Genomic DNA, 26,049 nt, shown 5'->3' on the forward strand with positions numbered 1-26,049 from the left:
TTGGTCGCCATGCCGCCGACATCCCCCGTGACAGCCGAGGACGAGGTCGTCGGCATCTGCCGTGACCTGATCCGGATCGACACGTCGAACTACGGCGACGGCTCCGGACCGGGGGAGCGGGTCGCCGCGGAGCACGTCATGGGTCTGCTGACCGAGGTCGGTCTGGACCCCGAGCTGTTCGAGAGCGAGCCCGGCCGGGCCAGCGTCGTCGTGCGGCTCGAGGGCTCCGACGCGTCCCGGCCCGCGCTGGTCCTGCACGGGCACCTCGACGTGGTGCCGGCACGCGCCGAGGACTGGTCCGTGGACCCCTTCGGGGCCGACGAGGTCGACGGTCTGGTCTGGGGCCGCGGCGCCGTGGACATGAAGGACATGGACGCGATGATCCTGGCCGTCGTGCGGCAGATGGCCCGCGAGGGTCGTCGGCCGGCGCGGGACGTCGTCGTGGCGATGTTCGCCGACGAGGAGGCGGGCGGCGCCCAGGGCGCGCGCTGGGCGGTCGACAACCGCCCGGAGCTGTTCGAGGGTGCCAGCGAGGCGATCAGCGAGGTCGGTGGCTTCTCCGTCGACGCCTTCGGCACGCGCGTCTACCTGCTGCAGACCGCCGAGAAGGGGCTCTCCTGGCTGCGCCTCGTGGCGGAGGGCCGCGCCGGCCACGGAAGCCAGGTCAACCCCGACAACGCGGTGACCCACCTGGCCGACGCCGTCGCCCGGCTGGGCCGCCACCCGTGGCCGCTGCACCTGACGCCCACGGTCCGTGCGCTCCTCGACGGCGTCGCCAAGCTCACCGGACTGACCTACGACCCGGAGGACCCCGCCGCGATCGACGCCCTCGTCGCAGCCCTGGGTCCGGCGTCGAAGTTCGTCGGCGCCACGCTGCGCAACACCACCAACCCGACGCAGCTGACGGCGGGCTACAAGGCGAACGTCATCCCGGGCTTCGCGGAGGCCACCGTGGACGGACGCTTCCTGCCCGGGCTCGAGGAGCAGTTCCTGGCCACTGTCCATGAGCTGGCTGGAGAGCACGTCACGGTCACGCCCCTGCACCACGACCAGGCGCTCGAGGTGCCGTTCTCCGGCGACCTCGTGGACCGCATGGTCGACGCGCTCGTCGCGGAGGACCCGGACGCCGTGGTGCTGCCGTACACGCTCTCCGGCGGCACCGACAACAAGTCGCTGGCCCGCCTGGGGATCCGCGGCTACGGCTTCGCGCCGCTGCGCCTGCCGGCAGACCTCGACTTCGCCGGGATGTTCCACGGCGTCGACGAACGCGTCCCCACCGACGCCCTGCGGTTCGGCACCCGCGTGCTCGACCGGCTGCTGCGCGACTGCTAGTTCATCCACCCTGCGCCGTACGGATCCCTGTACATCGTCGCTCCTGATGTCGATGGACAGGGCAAGGGAGTGCCGCGACATAGGAGTCGGCCATGGACGAGCGCATGCAGGTACCCGCACGAGACGACACCGAGTCCGTCGCGGCGGTCGGTGACGTGGCCAACCTGATCGAGATCAGGACCTGGCTGCGCGACCGGCGTCCGGCGATGACCGTCGACCAGTTCCGCGCGCGCACGGTGCCGCACGTGCTGACGCCGCACCGTGCGGCTCACGCCTGACCGCTAGTCGAGGTCGGTGGTCTCCGCGAGCGTCGAACGCACGCGGATGACCTTGCGCCGCAGCCAGACCTTGCGCTCGCCGCCCGCGAACAGGAGCGTCCGGGAAGCTTCCCAGCGGCCCAGCTCGGCCTGTTCCGTCAGCATCCGGCGGGCGTCGTTCCGGGACGTGGATGCGGGGATCCGTAGGACGCGGTACTCGTACTGACCGCCCTGCGCCACCCAGTCGGGGCGCTTCGTCCGTGTCTGACCGTTTGCCATCCGTCACCCCGTCCTTGCCGTCCGGGGGCCGCCCCGCTGCTCGTTCGGCCTGCCGGTGCCGAGATACCTTACGCGCTGCCATTGTGCCTCGCAGGAGGCTAACGTCGTCGCATGACCGTCGACCCGCGTGCCGCCCTGGACCGCCTGATCGCAGCCCTCGAGGCCCACTACACCGCCGTCGCTTCCCCGCACGGGGAGGACGACCCGGCCGTCGACGACGCGTACGACATCCTGGCCGACGCCTTCGAGGTCTACGACGACGCGCTCGGCACCGTGCACGGCGAGGCCACGCCGTTCTACCTCGCCGAGGAGGACGACGACGACGAAGACGACGAGGACGAGGACGAGGACTACGACGGCGACGTCGACGCGGACGTCGACGACCTCGCCGAGGCCTGAGCGGCCTGCGGCTAGAACCTCTCGGGGTAGCCGAGCGTCGGCGCGCTGATCTCGCTCAGCGCGCGGTCCAGCTCGTCGGGAAGCTCGAGGTCCTGTGCGGCCAGGGAGCCGCGCAGCTGCGTGGCGGTCCGGGCCCCGACGATCGCCGACGAGATCCCGCGGCTGAGCACCCAGGCGAGCGCGACGTCGAGCGGCGTGCGCTCCAGGCCCTGCGCGGCCGTGGCCACCGCCTCGACGATCGCGGCCGACGACCGGGCCAGGTACGGCTCGACGAACCCGGCCAGGTGCGGCGACGCCGCGCGGGAGTCCGCAGGGATGGTTCGCCGGTACTTGCCGGTCAGCACACCGCGGCCGAGCGGCGACCAGGCCAGCACCCCGACACCCAGCACCGTCGCCGCCGGCAGCACCTCACGCTCGATCCCGCGCTGCAGGAGCGAGTACTCCGCCTCGACCGCGGTCAGGCCGACCTCGTGCTCCAGGAGCGTGGCCGCGCGGGCGACCTGCCACCCGGCATGGTTGGACAGGCCGACGTACCGGGCGCGACCGCTGGTGACGGCCAGCCGCAGCGCGGAGACGGTCTCGTCCAGCGGGGTGCGCGGGTCGGGCGTCTGGACGAGCCACAGGTCCACATGGTCGGTACGCAGTCGACGCAGCGACGCGTCCAGCGAGCTCAGGAGGCCACCGCGCGAGGCGTCGACCACCCCCCCGGTCGGCGTCTGGCGGATCCCGGCCTTCGTGCACAGGACGACCTCGTCGCGCGGGACCACGTCGTCGAGCAGCGAACCGAGCAGCTCCTCGGCGCCCCCGTCCGCGTACGAGGCGGAGGTGTCGATGAGAGTCCCGCCGGCGTCGGCGAAGTCACGCAGCTGCTCGGAGGCGTCGTGCGCGTCGGTGTCCCGGCTCCACGTCATGGTGCCGAGCCCGAGCCGGGAGACCCGCAGACCGGTCCGGCCCAGGTGGCGCTGTTCCATGAGGCGCAACACTAATCGGCGCGGGGTGCGCACCTGCGGCAACACGGCACGGCTAGGGTTCGGCTCGTGACTTCCGGAATGGGTGTGGGCGAGGCGATCCTGCTGGGGCTCGTGCAGGGACTGACGGAGTTCCTGCCGATCTCCTCGAGTGCGCACCTGGCGATCGTCGGGCAGCTGATCGGGTCGCAGGACCCGGGTGCCGCCTTCACCGCGATCATCCAGCTGGGCACGGAGACCGCCGTGATCCTGTACTTCCGCCACGACATCGTGCGGATCGTGCGTGCCTGGTGGTCCGCGCTGCGCGGTTCGTTGGGCACCTCGTGGCGGGCTCGGGTCGGCGCACCCGTCGGGGAGCCGGCCGACCACGACGCCCTGATGGCCTGGTTCATCGTGCTCGGCTCGCTGCCGATCATCGTGTTCGGCGTCCTGTTCCAGCACGCGATCGAACAGAAGTTCCGCAACCTGTGGATCATCGTCGTGACCCTCGCGGTGTTCGGTCTGCTGCTCGGCTGGGCGGACAAGGTGGGCGTCAAGCAGCGGGGCCTGCAGGAGATGACCGGGCGGCACGCCGTCCAGTTCGGGCTCTGGCAGTCCCTCGCGCTCGTGCCTGGCGTGTCGCGCTCCGGCGGCACGATCACCGGCGGGCTCCTCATGGGCTACACCCGGGAGGCCGCGGCGCGGTACTCGTTCCTGCTGGCCATCCCGGCCGTCTTCGGGTCGGGGCTCTTCGAGCTGGCCAAGCAGGTCGGGGCCGAGCCGTGCCCAGGCACGTTGCACGCCGGCTTCGTCGCCACCGCCGTCGCGACGCTCGTCGCATTCTTCGTCGGCTACCTGGTGATCATCGTCTTCCTGAAGATCGTCTCGACCTTCAGCTACAAGCCGTTCGTGTACTACCGGCTCGGCCTGGCCGCGCTCGTGGCCCTCTTCCTGATCACGGGCGTCCTGCACCCCACGGTGGGCGTGCCCGCCTGCTGACCCGCTACAGCCACCCCGACCGGCGGAACAAGCCGTACAGAGTCCCGCAGATGGCCAGCATCGCGAGCAGCGCCAGCGGGTACCCGTAGGTCCACGCGAAGCCTCGGGCATGTGCCGGAAGTTCATGCCGTAGACGCTCGCCAGCAGGGTCGGTGCCGCGGCGATGGCCGCCCAGGCGGAGATCTTGCGGACGTCCTCGTTCTGCCGCACCGACACCTGGGAGATGTGCGCCGAGAGCATGTCGCTGAGCAGGTCGTCCGACCCGTCCAGGTGCTTGTCCAGCCGCTCCACCCACGCCTGTGCACGTCGCAACCACGGCTGGGAGTGCCGCCGGTCCTCGGCCTCCTCGGCCTCCGCGACGAGCTTCCGGAAGCACCGTCGTGACCGGGCCCAGCGCGCGACGAGCCTCGGCGATCTCGCGCTTGAGGTCGTAGATCTGCTCGACGGGGTCGACGTGCCGTGTCGAGGAGAACACGATCCGCTCGACCGCCGCCACCGCGTCGCCGAGGCCGATCTCGACGTCCGAGGCCTCCGCGACGAGGGTCAGCAGGACGGCCGCGAGCACCTGGTGCACGCCCTCGTCGGGGACCGGGAAACCGCCGGTCAGCTTCTCCACCGCGTGCTCGAGGACCCGCGCGTCGCCCAGCTCGCACATCAGGACCACGTCCTTGCCGACGACGCAGGTCAGGGCGCCGGTGTGCACGTCGTGGGAGGCCTCGACGTAGGAGAGCGTCGGCACGGTCAGCACCAGCTCGCCGTCCGGGGACCGGTCGAGCCGGGCGCGCAACGGGTGGTCCTTCGACTGTGCGTGCGCCCCGGGGCCCCGGTGCTCGAGCATGGCCAGCGCGTGCTCGCCGATGCCGCGCCGCCGCGCCGCCTCCGGCAGCTCCGAGCGTTCGTCGACGATCACCCACTGCGCCCCGGTCGCGGTCGCACCCGGCGGGAGCGCATCCCACCCGCTGGACGTCTGGGCGACGACGAGCTCGCCGTCGGCGTTCTGCGGCATGTCCGTCAGGTGCGCGGCCTCGTGGTTCACCTCGGCATTGTGGACCCCGAACCTTCGTGCCGCTGGGACGGTTAGGCTTCCGCCGTGCTCACCTGGCCATCGCCGCATGTCCCTGCGATCCCGGGGCACGGTGATCCGGTCCGGGTGCTCGACTCGTCGACCGGACGGCTCGTGGTCGCTGCGGCCGGTCCTGAGGCGACGCTCTACGTCTGCGGCATCACGCCGTACGACGCCACCCACATGGGCCACGCCGCGACCTACGTCGCGTTCGACGTGCTCGGCCGCGCCTGGCGGCACGCCGGGCACTCGGTGCGGTACGTCTCGAACGTCACCGACGTGGACGACCCTCTGCTCGAACGCGCCGCGGCCACCGGCGTCGACTGGCGCGACCTCGCCGAGTCGCAGACCGCCCTGTACGGCGAGGACATGGCGGCCCTCGCCGTCATCCCGCCGGACGTGTATGCGGGCGTCGTCGAGACGATCCCCGCCGTCGTCGAGGCGGTCGAGAAGCTGCTCGTCGCGGGCGCGGCCTACCGGGTGCCCACCGAGGGTCACGAGCTGGGCGACGTCTACGCCGACCTGTCCGCGGACGCGTCCTTCGGCTCCGTGGCTGGTCTCGAGGACGACCTCATGCGGACCCTGTCCGCGGAGCGCGGCGGCGACCCGGACCGCCCCGGCAAGCGTGCGCCGCTCGACCCGCTGCTATGGCGGCGGTCCCGTGCCGGCGAGCCCGCGTGGGACGGCGGAACCCTTGGGGACGGACGGCCGGGCTGGCACATCGAGTGCGCCGTGATCGCCCGGGACGGCCTCGGCCTGCCCTTCGACGTCGAGGGCGGCGGCTCCGACCTGCTGTTCCCGCACCACGAGATGAGCACCTCGCACGCCCGTCTGCTCGACGCCGGGCACGGTGCGCGGGTCCACATGCACGCCGGGATGGTCGGCCTGGACGGGCAGAAGATGAGCAAGTCGCTGGAAACCTCGTGCTCGTCTCGCAGCTGCGCGAGCAGGGCGTCGACCCGATGGCCATCCGGTTGACGATCCTGTCGCACCGCTACCGCGACGACTGGGACTGGACCGATGCCGGGCTGGCCGAGGCCGGGGCGCGGCTGGAGCACTGGCGCGCGGCGGTCTCCGGCAACGGCGGGCCGGACCCGGAGGCGACCCTGGCAGCTGTCCGCGCGGCCGTCGCCGACGACCTCGACACCCCGAACGCGCTGGCGGCCATCGACGCGTGGGCGACCCTGTCCCTGTCCGGCACGGCCGATCCCGTGGAGGGTGCCCCGGGCGTCGTCGCCCGGACGATCGACGCCCTCCTGGGCATCCGTCTCTGAACCCCGGTCGCGGCGTCCGCCCGGACGCCGCCCTGGGTCAGCCGCCGGTGCCCTTGTCGCGCCGGCGCAGGTAGCGCTCGAACTCCTGGGCGATCGCCTCGCCGCTGGCCTCGGGCAGGTCCGCGGTGTCCTTGGCCTCCTCGAGCTGCTGCACGTACTCGCCGATCTCGGAGTCCTCGGCGGCGAGCTGTCGACCCCGTGCTGCCAGGCCGCGGCGTCGTCGGGCAGCTCACCCAGCGGCACGGGCTCGCCGAGCAGCTGCTCGATCCGGTGCAGCAGCGCGAGCGTGGCCTTGGGGGACGGTGGGTGCGCGACGTAGTGCGGCACCGCGGCCCACAGCGACAGCGAGCGCAACCCGCGGGCGGCGGCCTCGTGCTGCAGGACGCCGACGATCCCGGTCGGCCCCTCGTAGCTGTTGGGCTCGAGGCCGAAGATGTCGCGGACGTAAGCGTCCTCGCTCGTCGCGTTCACCGGGATCGGCCGCGTGTGCGGGACGTCCGCGAGCAGCGCACCGAGCGTCACGACGGTGTTCACGCCGAGACCCGCGGCGATGTCGAGCAGCTCCGTGCAGTACCGCCGCCAGCGCATCGACGGCTCGATACCGTGCACGAGCACCACGCGCCGGCCGCTGATCGGTGCGGTCGCCACGGCGACCGCCGTGGTCGGCCAGGTGATCTCCCGGCGGCCGTCCGGACCGGGCCCGACGATCGGGCGGTTGACCTGGAAGTCGTGGTACTCCTCGGGGTCGAGCTCGTCGACGTGCTCGGCGTCCCACACCTCATGCAGGTGCTCCAGGGCCTGGGTGGCCGCCGACCCGGCGTCGTTCCACCCCTCGAAGGCGGCGAGCAGGACGGTCTCGTCGGCCGGGACTCCCTGCTGGCGTACTCATCGGGCCAGCCTAGGGTGCGCGGCTGCGCAGCGGCCGGACGGGCGGCCCGCGAGCGCGTCGGGTCCGTCCACAGCGCGCTCGTAGGATGGCTCGGTGAACGCCCACCTCGCCGCAGTCCTCTGGGACATGGACGGCACCCTGATCGACACCGAGCCGTTCTGGATCGCCGCCGAGATCGAGCTGGTGGAGGCGCACGGCGGTGTCTGGACGCACGAGGACGGCCTCGCCATGGTGGGCAACCCGATGCTCGTGAGCGCCAAGGCCCTCGCCGCACGCGGTGTCGACCTGCCGCACGACGAGATCGTCGACTTCCTCAACGGGCGTGTCGCGGCCGGCGTCGCCGCGGGGATCCCGTGGCAGCCGGGAGCGCGCGAGCTGCTCGAGGCCGTGCACGCGGCGGGGATCCCGATGGCGCTGGTGACCTCGTCGTTCGCCGTGCTCGCCGACCCGTTCGCGGCCGCCGTCGGGCTGTTCGACGCGGTGGTGAGCGGCGACGAGGTGAGCCACCCGAAGCCGGCCCCGGAGCCCTACCTGCTGGCCGCGCAGCGCCTGGGCGTCGACGTGACCACGTGCATCGCGGTCGAGGACTCCCGCTCGGGCATCGCGTCCGCGGTCGCCTCGGGCGCGCGGACCATCGCCGTCGAGGTGCATCAGGCCGTCGCGCCCCGACCCGGGCTCAGCCGGGTGGCCTCGCTCGCCGACGTGTTGCTGACGGACCTGCTGCGCGTCGCGGAGGGTGACGTGCTGGACCTGCGGGAAGCCGGCTGACGCGCTCACGTCGCAACGCGGCCGACCGGCTCACGCCGCGGGAACGATGCCGATCGACCGTTCGACGGCCCCGGCCGGAACCTCGGGAGGCGTCCCGCCGAACGCCGGGCACAGTGCCTTGAACGAGCACCAGTCGCACAGCTTGGACGGGCGGGGCCGCCAGTCACCGGTGCGCGCCGCGTCCTCGATCCCGCCCCAGATCGACCGCACCCGCGCCTCGATCGTGGCCATCTCGGACTCGGACGGCTCGTGCGTGAGGATCACACCGTCGCCGAGGTACTCCAGCTGCAGCCGCTTGGGCAGCACCCCGCGCGTGCGCCAGATGACGTAGGCGTAGAACCGCATCTGGAAGAGCGCCGAGCTCTCGAACCCGGCACGCGGCGACCGGCCGGTCTTGTAGTCGACCACGCGCACCCAGCCGTTAGGTGCGACGTCGACGCGGTCGATGATCCCGCGCAGCTGCGGGCCGTTCTCGTGCAGCTCGGTGGACACCACGGCTTCGCGCTCGCGAGGCTCCAGACGCGTGGGGTCCTCGAGCGTGAAGTAGGTCGCCAGCAGGGCCTCGGCGCTGGTCAGCCACTCGGCCAGGTCGGCGGGCTCCGCGAACAGCTCGCCGATCGACGGGTCGCGTTCCAGGAGCGTCTCCCACTGGACCGGCAGCAACGCCTGGGCCGCCTCGACCGTGCGCTCGACCGCGGGCAGGTCGAACAGGTGCTCCAGGACGGCGTGCACCAGCGTGCCGCGGGCGGCGGCCGGGCTCGGCGGCTCGGGCAGCCGGTCGATCACCCGGAACCGGAACAGCTGCGGGCACTGCAGGAAGTCGTTGGCCCGCGACGGCGACAGCCCGGGCCGCGAGGGCGGGCGGTCACCGGTGACCAGCTGCTCGGCCGTGTCCTCGATGGCCGCGGCCGCCTCGTCGGCGACCTCGAGCTCGAGCGCGTCGCTGGTCATGAGGCGTCGGCGGGGCGGGAGATGTGCACGCGTCCGACAGTAGGCGCCGCCACCGACACCGGGCGGGATCGACGCACACCTACGCTGGGCACGTGAGCACCAACCGCCCCCCGGAACGTCGCACGCCCGGCTGGGTGATCGGCCGTGTCGTCGGCGCCCCGATCATCCTGGCCCCGAGCTGGGTGCTCGCCGCGGTCGTGCTGACACTGTTCATCGCACCGAGCGTGCGCCGGTGGCTCGGGGGCGACGTCGGGCCGCGGATCTACGTCGTGGCCCTGGGCTTCGTCGTCCTCCTGTTCGCCTCGGTGCTCGTCCACGAGCTCGCGCACGGCCTGATGGCGAGGGCGCGCGGCCAGCAGCCCCGCGAGTTCGTGCTGACCCTCTGGGGTGGCCACACGAGCTTCGGCGGGGTCTCGCCGACGCCGCTCACGAGCATCCTCGTGGCGATCGTCGGCCCGGTCTCCAACTTGGTGCTCGCGGCGGCGTTCTCGGCCCTGGCACGGCAGGTGGGCACCGACAGCGTGGGCGGGCTGCTGCTGTGGTCGGGGGCGGTGTCCAACGGCTTCCTCGGGCTGTTCAACCTCATCCCCGGCCTGCCGCTGGACGGTGGATGGGTGCTGGAGGCGGTCGTCTGGGGCGTGACCAAGAACCGGCACACCGGGACGGTCGTCGCCGGCTGGGTGGGCCGGCTGGTCGCGGTCGGCGTGCTCGCGTGGGCCCTCGTCGTCCCGCTCCTGGACGGGCGGCAGCCCGACATCACCAACGTCATCTGGTCCGCGCTGATCGGCGCGTTCCTGTGGTCCGGCGCCTCGGCGGCCGTGCAGGGCGGTCGTCGGCAGAAGGCCGTCCAGACGGTCACCCTCGCATCCGTCGGACGACGGGCGGTGGGCGTCGGTCACACCGACTCTCTCGCCCATGCCGGCGCGGTGGCCGCCGCCGCCGGTGCCGAGGAGGTCGTCATCCTCTCGCCCGACGGACGGCCCGCCGCCTATGTGGACCGCGCCGCGGCCGCCTCCGTCCCCGCCGACGTGGCGGGAACCACGCCCGTGACGGCCGTCGCGATCCCGCTGCCGGTCGGCGCCTTCGTCGACGGCACGCTGACCGGCCCCGCGCTCGTCGGTGCGATCGGCGAGGCGACGAAGAACTCGCCCGTCGTCGCGGCGCTGGTGGACGGCAAGGTGGTCGGTCTGATCCGCGCCATGGACGTCGTCGCGGCCATCCGCTCCTAGACGCTCCTAGACGCTCCTAGACGCTCCTAGACGCTCCTAGACTCGACGACCGTGACCCCCGACCAGACATCCACCGGTGCCGCGCAACGCCGCGGCCCGTTCCGAGCGGGCGACCGCGTGCAGCTCACCGACCCGCGCGGGCGGCTGCACACGATCACGCTGGCGGAGGGCGGCTCGTTCCACACGCACCGCGGTTACCTCACGCACGACTCGTTGCTCGGCGCGCCCGAGGGCACGGTCGTGCGCAACACGTCGGGCATCGAGTACCTCGCGCAGCGACCGCTGCTGGCCGACTACGTCCTGTCGATGCCGCGCGGTGCCGCCGTGGTCTACCCGAAGGACTCGGGCCAGATCGTCGCGATGGCCGACATCTACCCAGGGGCGCGTGTCATCGAGGCCGGCGTCGGCTCCGGTGCGCTCACCATGTCTCTGCTGCGCGCGGTCGGCGACGGTGGCTCCCTGCACTCGATCGAGCGGCGCGAGGACTTCGCCGCGATCGCGCGCGGCAACGTCGAGGGGTTCTTCGGCGGCCCGCACCCGGCCTGGGGCTGTCCGTCGGCGACCTGTCGGACGTGCTGCCGACCGTCGCCGAGCCCGGCAGCGTCGACCGGGTGGTCCTCGACATGCTCGCGCCCTGGGAGAACCTGGACGCGGTCGCCGAGGCGCTGGCCCCGGGCGGCGTCTTCATCTCGTACGTCGCGACCACGACCCGCTTCTCGCGGCTCGCCGAGGACATCCGCACCGACGGCCGGTACACCGAGCCCGAGGCCTGGGAGTCGATGGTCCGCGGCTGGCACCTCGAGGGCCTCGCCGTGCGTCCGCAGCACCGGATGATCGGCCACACGGGCTTCCTGCTCACGACGCGTCGCCTCGCGGACGGGGTCGACGCGCCGCAGCGTCGGCGTCGGCCGGCCAAGGGCGCGTACCCGGTGGCGCCGGACGGTGCGCCCGCCGTGGACGACGCCGAGCTGTGGTCGTCCGAGGCCATGGGGGAGCGGGCGGTCAGCGACAAGAAGCTGCGCAGGGCGCGGCGCGACGTGGGCCAGGCACCGGAGGCCTGAGCCTCTCGTCTCGAGCCCCGCGGAACCCGGTCGCCTCGAGCGGGGCGACGTCGGCGAAGGTCGGTGCCGCGAAACGTGACGAACCGGTCACGGCCGGTCGTGTCGGGCCGCCGGTGGTTGACAGGTGTGACTAAGGTCGTCGGACCAGCAGGCACAACGCGGTGCACGATGGAGACGGAGCCCTGACGACGGAGACTACGCGCAAGCGGAACGGAGGCCGACGACATGACTGATCCGGGCGCCCCTGGACGGGACGTGCACCGAGAGCTCAGCATCCTGGCGGCCAAGAACGAGCGGCTCAGCGACGCGCTCGTGGCCGCACGTGAGCAGATCATCGACCTCAAGCGCCAGGTGGACGACCTGGCCAAGCCGCCGGGCACGTACGCCACGTTCCTGGGGTCCCGCGCCGATGGCAGCGTCGACATCATGTCCGCCGGGCGCAAGATGCACGTCGGAGCCAGTCCGTCGCTCGACGTCACCACGCTGCGCCCCGGCCAGGAGGTCATGCTCAACGAGGCCCTCACGGTCGTCGAGGCCGGCGGCTACGAGGAGGTCGGCGAGCTCGTCACCGTCAAGGAGCTGCTGGGCACCGACCGCGCGCTCGTGGTGGGCCGCGGCGACGAGGAGCGGGTGGTGCGCTTCGCCGGGCAGGTCCGGGACGCGCACGTGCGCGTCGGCGACGCCCTGACCATCGACTCGCGCAGCGGGTTCGTGTTCGAGGTCATCCCGCGCGCCGAGGTCGAGGACCTGGTGCTCGAAGAGGTGCCGGACATCGACTACAAGGACATCGGCGGGCTGGGCCCGCAGATCGAGGCGATCCGCGACGCGGTCGAGCTCCCGTTCCTGCACCCGGAGCTGTTCCGCGAGCACGGGCTCAAGCCGCCCAAGGGTGTCCTGCTGTACGGCCCGCCCGGATGCGGCAAGACGCTCATCGCCAAGGCGGTCGCCCACTCTCTGGCCGCCACGGCGGCCGCGGCACGCGGTGAGGACACGGCCGACACCAAAGCTTCTTCCTCAACGTCAAGGGCCCCGAGCTGCTCAACAAGTACGTCGGCGAGACCGAGCGGCACATCCGGCTGATCTTCGCCCGCGCCCGCGAGAAGGCGTCCCAGGGCCACCCGGTCGTCGTGTTCTTCGACGAGATGGAGTCGCTGTTCCGCACCCGCGGCACGGGCGTCTCCAGCGACGTCGAGACGACGATCGTGCCGCAGCTGCTGAGCGAGATCGACGGCGTCGAGCGGCTCGAGAACGTCATCGTCATCGGCGCCTCGAACCGCGAGGACATGATCGACCCGGCCATCCTGCGGCCAGGCCGGCTCGACGTGAAGATCAAGATCGAGCGCCCGGACGCCGAGGGCGCCCGCGAGATCTTCGCCAAGTACCTGGTGCCCAGCCTGCCGATCCACCCGGACGACCTGTCCGAGCACGGCGGGTCAGCGGTGGAGGCGGTCGAGGCCATGATCAGCCGCGTGGTCGAGCGGATGTACACCGAGAGCGACGAGAACCGCTTCCTCGAGGTGACCTACGCCAGCGGCGACAAGGAGGTCCTGTACTTCAAGGACTTCAACTCGGGTGCCATGATCCAGAACGTCGTGGACCGGGCCAAGAAGTCGGCGATCAAGGACTTCCTGTCCAGCGGGACGCGCGGCATCCGCGTCGAGCACCTGCTGACCGCGTGCGTCGACGAGTTCCGCGAGAACGAGGATCTGCCCAACACCACGAACCCCGACGACTGGGCGCGGATCTCCGGGAAGAAGGGCGAGCGCATCGTCTTCATCCGGACGATCGTGCAGGGCAAGAAGGGTGCGGAGGGCTCGCGCACGATCGAGAACGTGACGAGCACGGGTCAGTACCTCTAGGTCAGACGGACGCCCGCAGGCACACACGGTCGCGGGACGACCCTAGGGTGGTCCCGTGACCGTGCGCCGCGTGATGGGGATCGAGACCGAGTACGGGATCCTCCAGCCCGGACGCCCGCTGGCCAACCCGATGCTGCTCTCGTCGCACGTGGTCGCCGTGCACGCGGCCGCGCGCGAGGGGGCCCGGACCCGCGCCCGCTGGGACTACGACGACGAGGACCCGCTGCACGACGCCCGTGGGTTCCACCTGCAGCGGGCGTCGGCCCACCCGTCGCTGCTCACCGACGACCCGGACGAGCCCGCCCCGTCGGGGGACGGGCCGCAGGCGCTCCCGCGCGCCTCGACGGACGAGTACGAGGACCCGGGCGCGGCCAACGTCATCCTGACCAACGGCGCACGCCTGTACGTCGACCACGCGCACCCCGAGTACTCCTCGCCGGAGGTGACCAACCCGCTGGACGCCGTGCGCTGGGACCGGGCCGGCGAGCGCGTGATGCTGGCCTCCGTGCGTGCGCTCGCCTCCACGCTCGCCCTGCCCGACGTCGCGCTCTACAAGAACAACGTGGACGGCAAGGGCGCCACGTACGGGATGCACGAGAACTACCTCGTCGACCGGGCGGTGCCGTTCAACGACCTCGCCGCCCGCCTGATCCCGTTCTTCGTCACCCGGCAGGTGTTCACGGGGGCCGGCCGGGTCGGGATCGGTCAGCGGGGCGAGGGCGCGGGATTCCAGCTGTCCCAGCGTGCCGACTACATGGAGGCCGAGATCGGCCTCGAGACGACCCTGCGGCGCCCCATCGTCAACACCCGCGACGAGCCGCACGCCGACCCGGACCGCTGGCGCCGGCTGCACGTGATCATCGGTGACGCGACCATGCTCGAGGTCTCGACGTACCTGCGCCTGGGCACCACGTCGCTGGTCCTGTGGTTGATCGAGCGGGCCGTGGCCGACGGGGGGGCCGGTGGTGCCCTGGCCGTCGTCGACCGGCTCACGCTGCGCGACCCGGTGCAGGCGGTCCACCTGATCAGCCACGACCTGACGCTCACGGCCCGCGTCGAGCTGGCGGACGGTCGACGACTGACGGCGCTGGAGATCCAGCGTGAGTACCTCGATGCGGTGCGCAGCGCGCTCTCGCGCACCGGCGACGACCTCGACCCGCAGAGCGAGGACGTGCTGGACCGTTGGGCGTCCGTTCTCGACCGCCTGGCGACCGACCCTGCGAGCTGTGCGCGCGAGGTCGAGTGGCTGGCCAAGCTGCGGCTGCTCGAGGGGATGCGTCGTCGGGACCACCTGGCCTGGGACCACCCGCGGCTCGCGGCGATGGACCTGCAGTGGTCGGACGTGCGCCCCGAGCGCGGCCTCTACCACCGGCTGGTGGCCGCGGGCGCGGTCGAGCTGCTGGTCACACCCGAGCAGGTTGCCGAGGCGGTGCTGCACCCGCCCCGGGACACCCGTGCGTATTTCCGGGGCGAGGCGGTGGCACGCTACGGCGCCGAGATCTCGGCCGCGAGCTGGGACTCGGTCGTGTTCGACGTGCCGGGCGCCGCGACCTTGCAGCGGGTGCCCATGCGGGATCCGTTGCGCGGCACGGCGGCCCACGTCGGGGACCTGCTCGACCGGAGCCCCGACGCGGCGTCCCTGCTCGAGGCCCTGGGCGCCTGACTCCGTGCGTTCACCCGGCCGGCGTCCGAACGGCGGGCACCGGAGCCGGGCGCGTCCGAGGATGGGCCTAGGGTGGGCTGAGCACGTCAGCTGGCACACCGGGAGGTCACGATGGCTGGTCAGGAACGCGTAAGCCCACGTCGCGAGGACGACGAGCCGGACGACGGGCCGGACACGCCCGCCCCCGCAGCGCCCAGCGCGCAGCAGCGTGACGCGGACGTCGACGCCCTGCTCGACGAGATCGACGACGTGCTGGAGTCCAACGCCGAGCAGTTCGTGCGCGGGTTCGTCCAGAAGGGCGGCCAGTGAGCCAGTACGACCAGTCCGCCTCCGGGCGGCTGCCGCACGCGTTCACGACGCCCGGCTCGTCGTCGTTCGTGGAGTTCCTGTCCAGCCACGCGCCGCACCTGCTGCCGGGCAACCGGCCGACGGGCGAGCTGCAGGCGCCGCACGGCACGACGATCGTGGCGCTCGCGTTCGACGGCGGGATCGTCATGGCGGGCGACCGGCGCGCCACGATGGGGTCGATGATCGCCAGCCGGGACATCGAGAAGGTGTTCCCCGCCGACGAGTACTCGGCGGTGGGCATCGCCGGCACCGCCGGCCTGGCCATCGAGCTGGTCCGGCTGTTCCAGTCGAGCCTCGAGCACTACGAGAAGATCGAGGGCTCGCTGCTCTCGCTCGACGGCAAGGCCAACCGGCTGGCGACGATGATCCGGGGCAACCTCGGGCTCGCCATGCAGGGCCTCGCCGTGGTGCCGCTGTTCGGCGGCTACGACCTGGACAGGCGCACCGGGCGGATCTTCTCCTACGACGTCACCGGCGGTCAGTACGAGGAGCACGACCACCACGCCGTCGGTTCGGGCTCGGTCTTCGCGCGCGGCTCGCTGAAGAAGACGTGGAAGCACGGGCTGGACGCCGAGGGTGCCGTCCGCGTGGCGGTCGAGGCGCTCTGGGACGCCGCCGACGACGACTCCGCCACCGGCGGCCCGGACCGCACGCGGGGGATCTGGCCGGTCGTCGCGACCGTCACGGAGGCCGGCTACCTGCGAGCGTCCGACGACCAGCTCGCGGGCATCGTCGAGCAGGTCGAGGACCAGCGCCGAGGCGCCCACCGCGCGCGGGGAGGTGGCCAGCGATGAGCATGCCGTTCTACGTCTCGCCCGAGCAGCTGATGAAGGACCGGGCCGACTACGCGCGCAAGGGGATCGCGCGCGGGCGGTCGGTCGTGGTGCTGCAGTACGACGACGGGATCGCGTTCGCCACGGAGAACGCGTCGCGCGCGCTGCACAAGATCTCGGAGATCTACGACCGCATCGGCTTCGCGGCCGTCGGCAAGTACAACGAGTTCGAGAACCTCCGCGTCGCCGGCGTGCGCTACGCCGACCTGCGGGGCTACTCCTACGACCGGGTCGACGTCACGGCCCGCGGGCTCGCCAACGCCTACGCGCAGACGCTCGGCACGGTGTTCACCACCGAGTCCAAGCCGCTGGAGGTGGAGATCGTCGTGGCCGAGGTCGGCCACGAGGCCTCGGGCGACCAGATCTACCGGCTCGCCTACGACGGCTCGGTCACGGACGAGCACGGCTACGTCGTCATGGGCGGGCAGGCCGAGCGGCTCGGCACGATCGTGACCGAGGGCTGGCGCGCGGGCATGACGCTGCCCGAGGTGCTCGCGCTCGCGGTGCGGACGCTGGGTTCACCGGCGGAGGACAACGGTGAGCAGCGCGTCATCCCGGCGTCGCAGCTCGAGGTCGCGGTGCTGGACCGCACGCGGCCGCGTCGGACGTTCCGTCGGTTGGCGGGTGCCCTGCTGGAGGACCTGCTCGACTGACCGGCTGGTGCAGGACACGAAGGAGGTATGGCGATGGACCGGCGGATCTTCGGCCTGGAGACCGAGTACGGCGTGACGTGTGCCGCGCAGGACGGGCGCGGGCTCTCGGCCGACGAGGTCGCGCGGTACCTCTTCCGCAAGGTCGTCGCGTGGGGACGCTCATCCAACGTCTTCCTGCGCAACGGCTCACGGCTCTACCTGGACGTGGGGTCGCACCCCGAGTACGCCACGGCCGAGTGCGACGACGTCCGGCAGCTGGTCACCCACGACCGGGCCGGTGAGCGGATCCTCGAGGGCCTGGTCGCGGACGCCCAGCAGCGGCTCGAGCACGAGGGGCTGCCCGGCAAGATCCACCTGTTCAAGAACAACACGGACTCGGCGGGCAACTCCTACGGCTGCCACGAGAACTACCTGGTGCGCAGGCAGGGCGACTTCTCCCGGCTCTCCGACGTGCTGGTGCCGTTCCTCATCACTCGCCAGATCCTCACGGGTGCCGGCAAGGTGCTGGCGACGCCGCGGGGCGCGGTCTACTGCCTGTCGCAGCGCGCGGACCACATCTGGGAGGCCGTGAGCAGCGCGACGACACGCTCCCGGCCCATCATCAACACCCGCGACGAGCCGCACGCCGACGCCGAGCACTACCGCCGCCTGCACGTGATCGTCGGCGACTCGTCGATGTCCGAGACGACGACGATGCTCAAGGTCGGCACGACGGACCTGCTGCTGCGGATGATCGAGGCCGGCGTCCCGATGCGGGAGATGGCCCTGGAGAACCCGATCCGGGCGATCCGCGAGATCAGCCACGACATGACGGGGATGCACCCGATCACCATGGCGAACGGGCGGACCGTGACGGCCGTCGACCTGCAGGAGGAGTACCTCACGCGGGTCAGCGACTTCCTGGCCTCCGAGGGCGGTCCGACGCCGGAGAACAAGCAGGTGCTGGACCTGTGGGAGCGGGGCCTGCGTGCGCTGCGGACCGGCGACCTGTCCCTCGTGGACCGCGAGCTCGACTGGGTGATCAAGTACAAGCTCATCGAGCGCTACCAGGCCAAGCACAACCTCGAGCTGTCCGACGTCCGCGTGCAGCGCCTCGACCTGGCGTACCACGACATCTCCCGCACCGAGGGCCTCTACAACTTGCTCGCGGCCCGGGGCATGGTCGAGCGCGTCACCACCGACCTCGAGATCTTCGAGGCCACCGCTGTCCCACCGCAGACCACCCGGGCGAAGCTGCGCGGAGACTTCGTGCGGGCCGCCCAGGACGCCCGGCGCGACTACACGGTCGACTGGGTGCATCTCAAGCTCAACGACCAGGCCCAGCGCACGGTGCTGTGCAAGGACCCGTTCCGCAGCGTCGACGAGCGGGTCGACCGGCTCATCGAGTCGATGTGACGCACCGGGCGAGCGGATCCCGGCCGCGTCTCTGAGCACCAGGTCGGGACCGTACAGTGTCCCGGTGCGTCGGCCGGTCGTCCGGTCGGCGACGCGCCCCTGCGGGCGCCCGACGACGAGGAGGACCGACGTGCGACGACTGCGCGCCCTTGCGGCAGCGGCCGCGATGGTGCTGGCCCTCGCCGGCCTCGCCGGGTGCACGACGCCCGCAGCCTCCGTCCCGGAGGTCAACGTCACGGGCGAGCCCGGCGGGGCGCCGACGATCACATACCTCACACCCCTGCAGGTCACCGAGACGCACACGCAGCAGATCTGGCCGGGAACGGGCCCCGCGCTCGTCGAGGGGCAGTCGGTCCTGATCGACTACTGGCTCGAGGACGCGGCGGACGGGTCGTTGGTCAAGGAGAGCTACTCCAGCAAGCCGGTGGCGATGCTCCTCAGCGAGGTCGACCTCGGCAAGGACCTCTACCAGACCCTGCGCGGGCAGAAGGTCGGCGCCCGGCTGCTGCAGATCAGCCCGGGCAGCGGGGCCGGCGGAGCGACGGACTACCCGACCGTCACCGTGGTCGACGTGCTCCCCACGAAGGCGTCCGGCGAGGCGGTCCCCCCGCGCTCGGACCTCCCGGCGGTGTCGCTGGACGCGTCGGGGGCACCGAAGCTGACGCCGACCGGGACCGACCCGCCCGGCGCACTCGTCGCGCAACCGCTCATCCGTGGCACCGGCGACCAGGTCCAGTCCGACGACGTGGTGACCGTGCAGTACACGGGCTTCGCCTGGACGACCGGTGACGCGTTCGACTCGACGTGGTCGCACAACGGGCTGCCGGTCTCGTTCTCGCTGCAGGACGTTCCGGCGTGGGCGGAGGGCCTGGTCGACCAGCCGGTGGGCAGCCAGGTGATGCTGGTGGTCCCGCCCACCTACGCGCTGGGCGTCACGGACAGCGAGGAGATGAAGGGCCAGACCGTGGTGTTCGTGGTCGACATCCTCGACACCAGCCACCCGGACGCGGCCTCGAGCTGATCGGACCTCCCGCAGCGTCTCGCACGCCGCGCCGAGCGGGTCCTGTCCGGACCGTGAGAAACTTGCTGGCATCCCCTCGCCGCTCCACGGAAGGTTCTGTCGTGCCCACGCGAGACGTTTCGACGGCGCTCACCGGATCGGTGCCGCGTCGCGCCACGCAGCTGCTGTGGCGCGGCATGCGCGCTCACCCGGGCACCTACGTCCTGGCGGTGGGCACGGCCGCGGTCTTCGGGGTGCTCACGGTCGGGATCAGCCGGGTGCTCGGCGTGATCACGGACCAGGTCGTCGTGCCCGCGATCTCCGGTTCGCACGAGGCGCGCGGCGAGATCTGGTGGGCGGGTGCGGCGATCGCGCTCGTCGCCGTGTCGCTGGCCGTCATGGTCGCGCTGCGGCGGGTCTACGCCGGTCGGGGGTTCGCGCTCATCCAGGAGGACCACCGCGCCGGGGTGACGCGCCAGTACCTGCACCTGCCGATGAGCTGGCACCGGCAGCACCCCACCGGGCAGCTGCTGTCCAACGCGAGCGCCGACGTCGAGGCGGCCACCAGCATCTTCAACCCGCTGCCGTTCGCCCTCGGCGTCGCGGTCATGCTCGTCGTCGCAACGGTCGCCCTGTTCCGGACCGACGTCTGGCTCGCGCTCGCGGCGCTGGTGGTCCTGCCGCTGGCGGTCGTCGCCAACCTCGTGTTCCAGCGTCGGATGTCACCGGCGGCGATCCGGGCGCAGCAGCTGCGCGCGGAGGTCGCGGACATCGCGCACGAGAGCTTCGAGGCCGCGGTGCTGGTCACCTCGCTGGGCACGGCGGCCCGTGAGGAGGCCCGGTTCGCGGGCCGGGCCAAGCAGCTGCGGGACGCCAACGTGCACGTGGGTACGGTCCGGGCGATGTTCGACCCGGTCATCGACCTCCTGCCCAGCCTCGGCACGCTGCTCGTGCTCGTCGTCGGCACCGTGCAGGTCAGCGAGGGGCACATCCAGACGGGTGACGTCGTCGCGGCGGCCTACCTGCTGACGCTGCTGGCCGTTCCGGTGCGGGCCTTCGGCTGGGTGCTCGGCGAGGTTCCGCGCGCGCTGGTGGGGTACGACCGGATCGCCCGCGTGCTCGACGCGCGCAGCGAGCTTCCCGGCCGGCGACCGGCCCTGGACGCCGACCGGCGGGGGTGCTCGGGTCGAGCTGCGCGGCGTCGGCCTGAGCGTCGACCTGCCGGGCGGGGGCGAAGCTGGCGCTGCTGACCGACGTGGACCTGGACGTCGCACCCGGTCGGACGATCGCCGTGGTGGGCCCGACGGGCGCCGGCAAGACCACGCTCGTCTCGCTCGTCAGCCGTCTGAGCGACCCGACCCGGGGTGCCGTGCTCGTCGACGGCGTCGACCTGCGGGAGCTGGCGCCGGCCGACCTCGCGCGCCACGTCGCGCTCGTCGCGCAGTCGACGTTCGTGTTCGAGGACTCGGTGCGGGGCAACGTCACCCTCGCCGACGACACCGACGCGGACGCGCCCGACGACGACGCGGTGTGGTCGGCGCTGCACGTCGCGCGGGTGGACGACGTGGTGCGAGCGCTGCCCGGCGGCCTCGACGCGCGCCTGGGCGAGCGCGGCGCCAACCTGTCGGGCGGTCAGCGGCAGCGGCTCGCGCTGGCCCGCGCGCTGGTCCGGCGGCCCGCCGTCCTGATCCTGGACGACGCGACCTCGGCGGTCGACCCGCGGATCGAGCAGGCGATCCTGCGAGGACTGCGGGGCAACGGCCCCACGGTCCTGCTCGTGGCGTACCGGATGTCGTCCGTGCTGCTCGCCGACGAGGTCGTGCACGTCGACGGCGGCCGCGTGGTGGACCGGGGCACGCACGAGGAGCTGCTGGCCCGCGACCCCGGGTACCGGGAGCTGGCCACCGCGTACGAGCAGGAGACCGCCCGCCGCGCCGCCGAGTCGGCCGACGAGCTCGCGCTCGACGAGGTCCTGGACTCCTTCGCGCAGGACCCCGCATGAGCGCGCTGGCACCCGCGAGCTCGCTCGGCGTCGTCGCGACCCTGCGGCGCGGTGTCGCCGTCTCCCCGCAGCTGCTCGTCGGCTGGAAGGTGACGTTCCTGCTGGCCGTCGTCGCCTCGCTCGGCAAGATCCTCGTGCCGATCGCGGTGCAGCAGACCGTCGACACCGGCATCCTCGCGCCGGGCGGACCCGACGTGCACCGCGTGGTGTGGCTGACCAGCGTGGCCGCGTGCGGCCTGCTCATCGGTGCGGTGTGTGCCGGCTACGTCAACGTCCGGCTCTTCCGGTCCAGCGAGAGCGGCCTGCTGGCGCTGCGCACCCAGGCGTTCCGGCACGTGCACGACCTGTCGGTGCTCACGCAGAACACCGAGCGCCGCGGCTCGTTGGTCTCGCGGGTGACCTCCGACGTCGACACGATCTCGTTGTTCGTGCAGTGGGGCGGGATCATGCTGCTCGTCTCGGTGCTGCAGATCGGCGTGGCCACCGTCCTGATGGCCGTCTACTCCTGGCAGCTGACGCTCCTGGTCTGGGCGGGCTTCGTCCCGCTGTTCCTGGTGCTCCGCCCGCTGCAGAAGCGCGTCAACAGCCGCTACACGGCCGTGCGGGAGCGCGTCGGGGGGATGCTCGGCGCGATCTCCGAGGCCGTCGTGGGCGCCGAGACGATCCGCGCGTACGGCGTGGGCGAGCGCACGCAGGGTCGGATGGATGCCGCGATCGCCGGCACCCGCTCGGCGATGGTCCGGGCGCAGAACCTCGTGGCCGTCGTGTTCTCCAGCGGCGTCCTGGTGGCGAACCTCGTGCTGGCGGTCGTGGTCGTCGCGGGGACGTACCTCGGCATCGCCGGGGAGATGTCGGTGGGCAAGCTGCTGGCCTTCCTGTTCCTGGTCCAGCTGTTCACCGGTCCCGTCCAGATGGCCACCGAGGTGCTCAACGAGCTGCAGAACGCCGTCGCGGGCTGGCGCAGGGTGCTCGGCGTGCTCGAGACCCCGGTCGAGGTCGTCGACGCGGGCAGTGACGGGGTGCCCAGCCCGCGCGGTCCGGCGACGCTCGAGCTGCGCGACGTGGCCTACCACTACCCGGACGGTCCGCCCGTGCTGCGCGACATCGACGTGCAGGTGCCGGCGGGATCGTCGGTCGCCGTGGTCGGTGCGACCGGGTCGGGCAAGACCACGATCGCCAAGCTCGTCGCCCGGTTCATGGACCCCACGGACGGTGCCGTGCTGCTCGACGGTGTGGACCTGCGGGACATCTCCGTCGACGACCTGCGCCGCCGGATCGTCCTGGTGCCGCAGGAGGGGTTCCTCTTCGACGGGACCCTGGCCCAGAACATCGCCTACGGCCTGCGCTCCGACGACGACGCGGCGACCGCGGCCGCCGACGACGTGCGGGTCCGGGACGCCGTCGACGCGCTCGGGCTGGCGGACTGGGTGGACGGGCTCGCCGCCGGCCTCGGGACGCCGGTGGGGCAGCGCGGGGAGTCGTTGTCGGCGGGGGAGCGGCAGCTGGTCGCCCTGGCCCGTGCCTACCTGGCGGACGCCGACCTGCTGCTCCTCGACGAGGCCACGTCTGCGGTCGACCCCGCCACCGAGGTCCGCATCGCCCGCGCGCTGGAGTCGCTCACGCTGGGCCGCAGCACCGTCACCATCGCGCACCGGCTGTCCACCGCGGAGGCCGCCGACGCGGTCGTCGTGGTCGACGCCGGCCGCGTGGTCGAGGTGGGGCACCACGACGACCTGGTCGCCCGCGAGGGGCACTACGCCGCGCTGCACGCCGCCTGGGTGTCGCAGACGCGCTGAGAGCGCCCGCGCACACGTGGCAGGATTCGTGGCGTGTCGTCCGCACCCGTCCCACCCGTGCCGCTGCTCGATCCCGCCGTCGCCGAACGCCTGAGCCACGACCCGCAGGGGCTCGTCGCCGCGATCGTGCAGCAGCACGACACGCGCGAGGTGCTCATGCTCGGCTGGATGGACGACGAGGCGCTGCACCGCACGCTGACCACGGGCCGCGTCGTGTTCTGGAGCCGCTCGCGCCAGGAGTACTGGCGCAAGGGCGACACGTCCGGGAACGCGCAGTACGTCAAGGCGGTCAGCCTGGACTGCGACGGCGACGCGCTGCTCGTCGAGGTCGACCAGGTCGGCGCCGCCTGCCACACCGGCACCCGCACCTGCTTCGACGCCGGCGGCCCGCTGCCGGCCGTCGTCGGAACCCGCCCGATCGAGACCGGAGCATCGTCATGAGCGCCCCAGCCGTGCCCACGTCGCCGACCCACGTCGCCGGGGCGGAGGTGCCGTGGGGCGGCACGTGGCCGGCGCTGGCGACGTTCCGCGAGCTGGCCACCGAGCGCCGGGTCATCCCGGTGGTCCGCCGGCTGCTCGCGGACGACGTCACGCCCGTGGGCCTGTACCGGACGCTCGCGGCCGGGCGCCCGGGGACGTTCATCCTCGAGTCGGCCGAGGCCGACGGCACGTGGGACCGCTACTCGTTCGTCGGCGTGCACGCGCGCGCGACGCTCACGGTGCGTGACGGTGCGCCGGTGTGGGTCGGCGACGTCCCGGTCGGCGTCCCGACGCACGGCGACGCGCTCGACGTCCTGGCGGGCACCCTCGACGCGCTGCGCACCCCCGCGATCGGCGGTCTGCCGCCCCTGACGAGCGGGCTGGTCGGCGCGCTCGGGTGGGACATCGTGCGGCACTGGGAGCCGACCCTGCCCGCGAACGCTCCCGACGAGCTGGGCATCCCGGAGCTGACCCTGCTGCTGGCCACGGACCTCGCGGTCGTCGACCACCACGACGGGTCGGTCTGGCTCATCGCCAACGCGATCAACTTCGACGACACCGACGAGCGGGTCGACGACGCGCACGCGGACGCGGTCGCGCGGCTCGACGCGATGCAGGCGGCGCTCCTGCACCCGGTCGAGCCGGGTCTGGCCGTGCTGGCCGACGTCGACGAGCCGTCGCTGGTCTTCCGATCGACGCGCCAGGAGTTCGAGGACTCGGTGCGCACCGGCCAGGAGGCCATCCGGGACGGCGAGGTGTTCCAGGTCGTCCTGTCGCAGCGCCTCGACCTGGACTGTCCGGCCGACCCGCTGGACGTCTACCGGGTGCTGCGGACGATCAACCCCAGCCCGTACATGTACTACCTGCAGCTGCAGGACGCGGACGGGCGGGACTTCGCGGTCGTCGGGTCGAGCCCGGAGACGCTGGTCAAGGTGACGTCCGGGCGGGTGGTGACCTTCCCGATCGCCGGCTCGCGCCCGCGCGGCGCGACGCCCGAGGAGGACCTGCGCCTGCAGGACGAGGTGCTCGCCGACCCGAAGGAGCGCGCGGAGCACATCATGCTGGTCGACCTGTCGCGCAACGACCTGGTCAAGGTGTGCGAGCCGACGAGCGTCGAGGTCGTCGAGTTCATGGCGGTCAAGCGCTACTCCCACATCATGCACATCTGCTCGACGGTGGTGGGGCGGCTTCGCGAGGGCGCGACCGCGCTGCAGACGCTGATCGCCACGTTCCCCGCGGGGACGCTGTCGGGCGCCCCCAAGCCACGCGCGATCGCGCTCATCGACCAGATCGAGCCCGCCCGGCGCGGCATCTACGGCGGCACGGTCGGCTACTTCGACTTCGCCGGCGACATGGACATGGCCATCGCGATCCGCACGGCCCTCATCCGCGAGGGCCGCGCGAGCGTCCAGGCCGGCGGCGGCATCGTGGCCGACTCGGTCCCCGCGCTGGAGTACGAGGAGTCCCGGAACAAGGCGGCCGCCGCCGTCCGCGCGGTCCAGGTGGCCTCCCGGCTGCGGCGCGCGGGCGCATGAGCAGCCGGGCCGGCCGCGGCCGCGCGGCGGTGCTTCTGCTGGTGCTGGCGGGCGTCACGGCCCTGTCGGCAGTCCCGGTCTGGTTCACGACGAGCGGCACGACCGCGCTCGCCGGCAGCGTCGACATCTCGGTCCACGGCACCGACGTGGCGCCCGGGATCCTGGCCGCGGCGGTGGCGATCCTGGCGGCCGGTCTGGCCACCGGGCTGGTCGGTCGGGTCGGCCGGTGGGTCGTCGCCGTGGTCGTCGCGGGCTGTGGCGTCCTGGTCGTGGCGACGACCGTCTCGGCCCTGAGCGACCCGGCCGCCGCGGTCGCCCCCGTCGTCGCGGCCCAGACCGGGATCGGTCACCTCGCCGGTCCGGTCGCGTCGAGCGCATGGCCGACGATCGCGATCGCGGTCGGTGCCGTCGACGTCCTGGCCGCCGGCTGGCTCGTCGTCGCGTCCCGGCGGTGGTCCGGTCCGACCCGTCGGTACCAGGCGACGACCGCTCCCGCAGCGCCCGCCGCGACCCCGGACGAGCGGGCGGACTGGGACGCGCTGAGCCGCGGCGACGACCCGTCCTGACCGTACGGCTCGGCACGTCGGGCACGCATCGTCGGTCCGCTAGGGTGAGCCGCAGAACCGAGCACGAAGGGCATCCCCATGGCTGACCGCACCCTGGCGCACCGCGCGCAGAACCCGACCACCACCGAGAAGCTGAACCTGCCGCCGAGTGCGGCGCCGACGAACCACGGCAAGACCGTGGCCGCGTGGTTCACCACCTACGCGGTCGTCATCGCGTTCACGATCGCGGGTCTCGGCGTCGCGTTCGCGTTCGAGTGGATGTTCTGGGTCGGTCTCGGGCTCGTCGCGCTCAGCCTCATCGTCGCCCGGGTGCTCGTCTCGGCCGGTTATGGCCAGGGCGGCGCCAAGACGCGCGCCAACGCTCCCAAGCACGGCGGCCACTGACCTCCTCGGCCTGCCGGCCCTGGTGACGGCGTCGCACGTCGACTCCACCCGCGGTTCTCTCCCGGTCGTCAGCCGCGCGACCCTACG

At 72.5% G+C, this 26,049-nt stretch carries 22 protein-coding genes and 5 pseudogenes; 22 read left to right on the plus strand and 5 right to left on the minus strand.

What is annotated here, in order from left to right:
• Positions 1 to 9: 9 nt before the first annotated feature.
• Positions 10 to 1,332 (plus strand): M20/M25/M40 family metallo-hydrolase, encoded by a 1,323-nt coding sequence (locus AC38ZX_RS09070; RefSeq protein WP_426595492.1) that lies wholly within the window; start codon positions 10 to 12, stop codon positions 1,330 to 1,332.
• 92 nt (positions 1,333 to 1,424) lie between these two features.
• A complete protein-coding gene (locus AC38ZX_RS09075; protein WP_426595494.1) occupies positions 1,425 to 1,610 on the plus strand; it encodes a hypothetical protein in 186 nt (61 codons plus the stop codon).
• A 3-nt stretch (positions 1,611 to 1,613) separates the two neighbouring features.
• Here the strand turns inward: AC38ZX_RS09075 and AC38ZX_RS09080 are convergent, their stop codons facing one another.
• On the minus strand, positions 1,614 to 1,868 hold the full coding sequence (locus AC38ZX_RS09080) for a DUF5703 family protein (RefSeq protein WP_491297035.1): 255 nt from the start codon (positions 1,866 to 1,868) through the stop codon (positions 1,614 to 1,616).
• A 111-nt stretch (positions 1,869 to 1,979) separates the two neighbouring features.
• Between AC38ZX_RS09080 and AC38ZX_RS09085 the strand changes: the two genes are divergently transcribed.
• Positions 1,980 to 2,267 (plus strand): primosomal protein, encoded by a 288-nt coding sequence (locus AC38ZX_RS09085; RefSeq protein WP_426595498.1) that lies wholly within the window; start codon positions 1,980 to 1,982, stop codon positions 2,265 to 2,267.
• Between the two features lie 11 nt (positions 2,268 to 2,278).
• On the opposite strand, the gene AC38ZX_RS09090 is transcribed toward AC38ZX_RS09085, so the two are convergent.
• Entirely contained in the window at positions 2,279 to 3,238 is a 960-nt protein-coding gene (locus AC38ZX_RS09090; protein WP_491297036.1) for an aldo/keto reductase, read from the minus strand.
• Positions 3,239 to 3,316: 78 nt separating this feature from the next.
• Between AC38ZX_RS09090 and uppP the strand changes: the two genes are divergently transcribed.
• Complete coding sequence (gene uppP, locus AC38ZX_RS09095; protein WP_426595906.1) at positions 3,317 to 4,213, plus strand: undecaprenyl-diphosphatase UppP; 897 nt, start codon at positions 3,317 to 3,319, stop codon at positions 4,211 to 4,213.
• 156 nt (positions 4,214 to 4,369) lie between these two features.
• Here the strand turns inward: uppP and AC38ZX_RS09100 are convergent.
• Positions 4,370 to 4,534: pseudogene (locus AC38ZX_RS09100) on the minus strand (magnesium and cobalt transport protein CorA); the annotation flags it as partial.
• Positions 4,535 to 5,303: 769 nt separating this feature from the next.
• On the opposite strand from AC38ZX_RS09100, the pseudogene mshC reads away from it, so the two are divergent.
• Positions 5,304 to 6,550: pseudogene (mshC, locus tag AC38ZX_RS09105) on the plus strand (cysteine--1-D-myo-inosityl 2-amino-2-deoxy-alpha-D-glucopyranoside ligase).
• Between the two features lie 37 nt (positions 6,551 to 6,587).
• Here the strand turns inward: mshC and AC38ZX_RS09110 are convergent.
• Positions 6,588 to 7,399 (minus strand): annotated as a pseudogene (locus AC38ZX_RS09110) (PAC2 family protein).
• 133 nt (positions 7,400 to 7,532) lie between these two features.
• On the opposite strand from AC38ZX_RS09110, the gene AC38ZX_RS09115 reads away from it, so the two are divergent.
• Positions 7,533 to 8,207 carry an HAD family hydrolase gene (locus tag AC38ZX_RS09115; protein ID WP_491297038.1) on the plus strand — a complete coding sequence of 225 codons (675 nt, stop codon included), beginning with the start codon at positions 7,533 to 7,535 and terminating at the stop codon, positions 8,205 to 8,207.
• Positions 8,208 to 8,237: 30 nt separating this feature from the next.
• Here AC38ZX_RS09115 and AC38ZX_RS09120 read toward each other — a convergent pair whose 3' ends face one another.
• The gene (locus tag AC38ZX_RS09120) at positions 8,238 to 9,158 is read right to left on the minus strand and encodes a RecB family exonuclease (protein WP_491297040.1); all 921 of its coding nucleotides are present in this window, start codon (positions 9,156 to 9,158) and stop codon (positions 8,238 to 8,240) included.
• 92 nt (positions 9,159 to 9,250) lie between these two features.
• Between AC38ZX_RS09120 and AC38ZX_RS09125 the strand changes: the two genes are divergently transcribed.
• From AC38ZX_RS09125 to AC38ZX_RS09200, 16 genes and pseudogenes are all read left to right on the plus strand, one after another.
• Positions 9,251 to 10,387 (plus strand): site-2 protease family protein, encoded by a 1,137-nt coding sequence (locus AC38ZX_RS09125; protein WP_426595508.1) that lies wholly within the window; start codon positions 9,251 to 9,253, stop codon positions 10,385 to 10,387.
• Positions 10,388 to 10,438: 51 nt separating this feature from the next.
• Positions 10,439 to 11,448 (plus strand): annotated as a pseudogene (locus tag AC38ZX_RS09130) (tRNA (adenine-N1)-methyltransferase).
• Positions 11,449 to 11,673: 225 nt separating this feature from the next.
• A pseudogene (gene arc, locus AC38ZX_RS09135) lies at positions 11,674 to 13,307 on the plus strand (proteasome ATPase).
• Positions 13,308 to 13,362: 55 nt separating this feature from the next.
• Positions 13,363 to 14,970, plus strand: a complete 1,608-nt coding sequence (dop, locus tag AC38ZX_RS09140; RefSeq protein ID WP_491297041.1) for a depupylase/deamidase Dop — start codon at positions 13,363 to 13,365, stop codon at positions 14,968 to 14,970.
• Between the two features lie 111 nt (positions 14,971 to 15,081).
• On the plus strand, positions 15,082 to 15,279 hold the full coding sequence (locus AC38ZX_RS09145) for a ubiquitin-like protein Pup (protein ID WP_426595513.1): 198 nt from the start codon (positions 15,082 to 15,084) through the stop codon (positions 15,277 to 15,279).
• Positions 15,276 to 16,112, plus strand: a complete 837-nt coding sequence (gene prcB, locus AC38ZX_RS09150) for a proteasome subunit beta (RefSeq protein ID WP_491297042.1) — start codon at positions 15,276 to 15,278, stop codon at positions 16,110 to 16,112. Before AC38ZX_RS09145 ends, prcB begins: the two co-directional genes overlap by 4 nt.
• Complete coding sequence (prcA, locus tag AC38ZX_RS09155) at positions 16,109 to 16,804, plus strand: proteasome subunit alpha (RefSeq protein WP_426595515.1); 696 nt, start codon at positions 16,109 to 16,111, stop codon at positions 16,802 to 16,804. The genes prcB and prcA overlap by 4 nt, the downstream gene beginning before the upstream one ends.
• 33 nt (positions 16,805 to 16,837) lie before the next feature.
• Positions 16,838 to 18,199 carry a Pup--protein ligase gene (pafA, locus tag AC38ZX_RS09160; protein WP_426595516.1) on the plus strand — a complete coding sequence of 454 codons (1,362 nt, stop codon included), beginning with the start codon at positions 16,838 to 16,840 and terminating at the stop codon, positions 18,197 to 18,199.
• A gap of 130 nt (positions 18,200 to 18,329) precedes the next feature.
• On the plus strand, positions 18,330 to 19,220 hold the full coding sequence (locus AC38ZX_RS09165; RefSeq protein ID WP_426595517.1) for an FKBP-type peptidyl-prolyl cis-trans isomerase: 891 nt from the start codon (positions 18,330 to 18,332) through the stop codon (positions 19,218 to 19,220).
• Positions 19,221 to 19,321: 101 nt separating this feature from the next.
• A complete protein-coding gene (locus AC38ZX_RS09170; protein WP_491297044.1) occupies positions 19,322 to 20,449 on the plus strand; it encodes an ABC transporter transmembrane domain-containing protein in 1,128 nt (375 codons plus the stop codon).
• Positions 20,450 to 20,454: 5 nt separating this feature from the next.
• Positions 20,455 to 21,201, plus strand: a complete 747-nt coding sequence (locus AC38ZX_RS09175) for an ATP-binding cassette domain-containing protein (protein ID WP_491297045.1) — start codon at positions 20,455 to 20,457, stop codon at positions 21,199 to 21,201.
• The gene (locus AC38ZX_RS09180) at positions 21,198 to 22,997 is read left to right on the plus strand and encodes an ABC transporter ATP-binding protein (RefSeq protein WP_491297046.1); all 1,800 of its coding nucleotides are present in this window, start codon (positions 21,198 to 21,200) and stop codon (positions 22,995 to 22,997) included. The genes AC38ZX_RS09175 and AC38ZX_RS09180 overlap by 4 nt, the downstream gene beginning before the upstream one ends.
• Positions 22,998 to 23,030: 33 nt before the next feature.
• A complete protein-coding gene (gene hisI / locus AC38ZX_RS09185; protein WP_491297047.1) occupies positions 23,031 to 23,438 on the plus strand; it encodes a phosphoribosyl-AMP cyclohydrolase in 408 nt (135 codons plus the stop codon).
• A complete protein-coding gene (locus AC38ZX_RS09190; protein WP_491297048.1) occupies positions 23,435 to 25,012 on the plus strand; it encodes an anthranilate synthase component I in 1,578 nt (525 codons plus the stop codon). Before hisI ends, AC38ZX_RS09190 begins: the two co-directional genes overlap by 4 nt.
• Positions 25,009 to 25,578 (plus strand): Trp biosynthesis-associated membrane protein, encoded by a 570-nt coding sequence (locus AC38ZX_RS09195; RefSeq protein ID WP_426595521.1) that lies wholly within the window; start codon positions 25,009 to 25,011, stop codon positions 25,576 to 25,578. Before AC38ZX_RS09190 ends, AC38ZX_RS09195 begins: the two co-directional genes overlap by 4 nt.
• A 78-nt stretch (positions 25,579 to 25,656) precedes the next feature.
• A complete protein-coding gene (locus AC38ZX_RS09200; RefSeq protein ID WP_491297050.1) occupies positions 25,657 to 25,962 on the plus strand; it encodes an HGxxPAAW family protein in 306 nt (101 codons plus the stop codon).
• The last annotated feature ends 87 nt before the right edge of the window (positions 25,963 to 26,049 follow it).

Source organism: Cellulomonas sp. McL0606 (assembly GCF_058248365.1).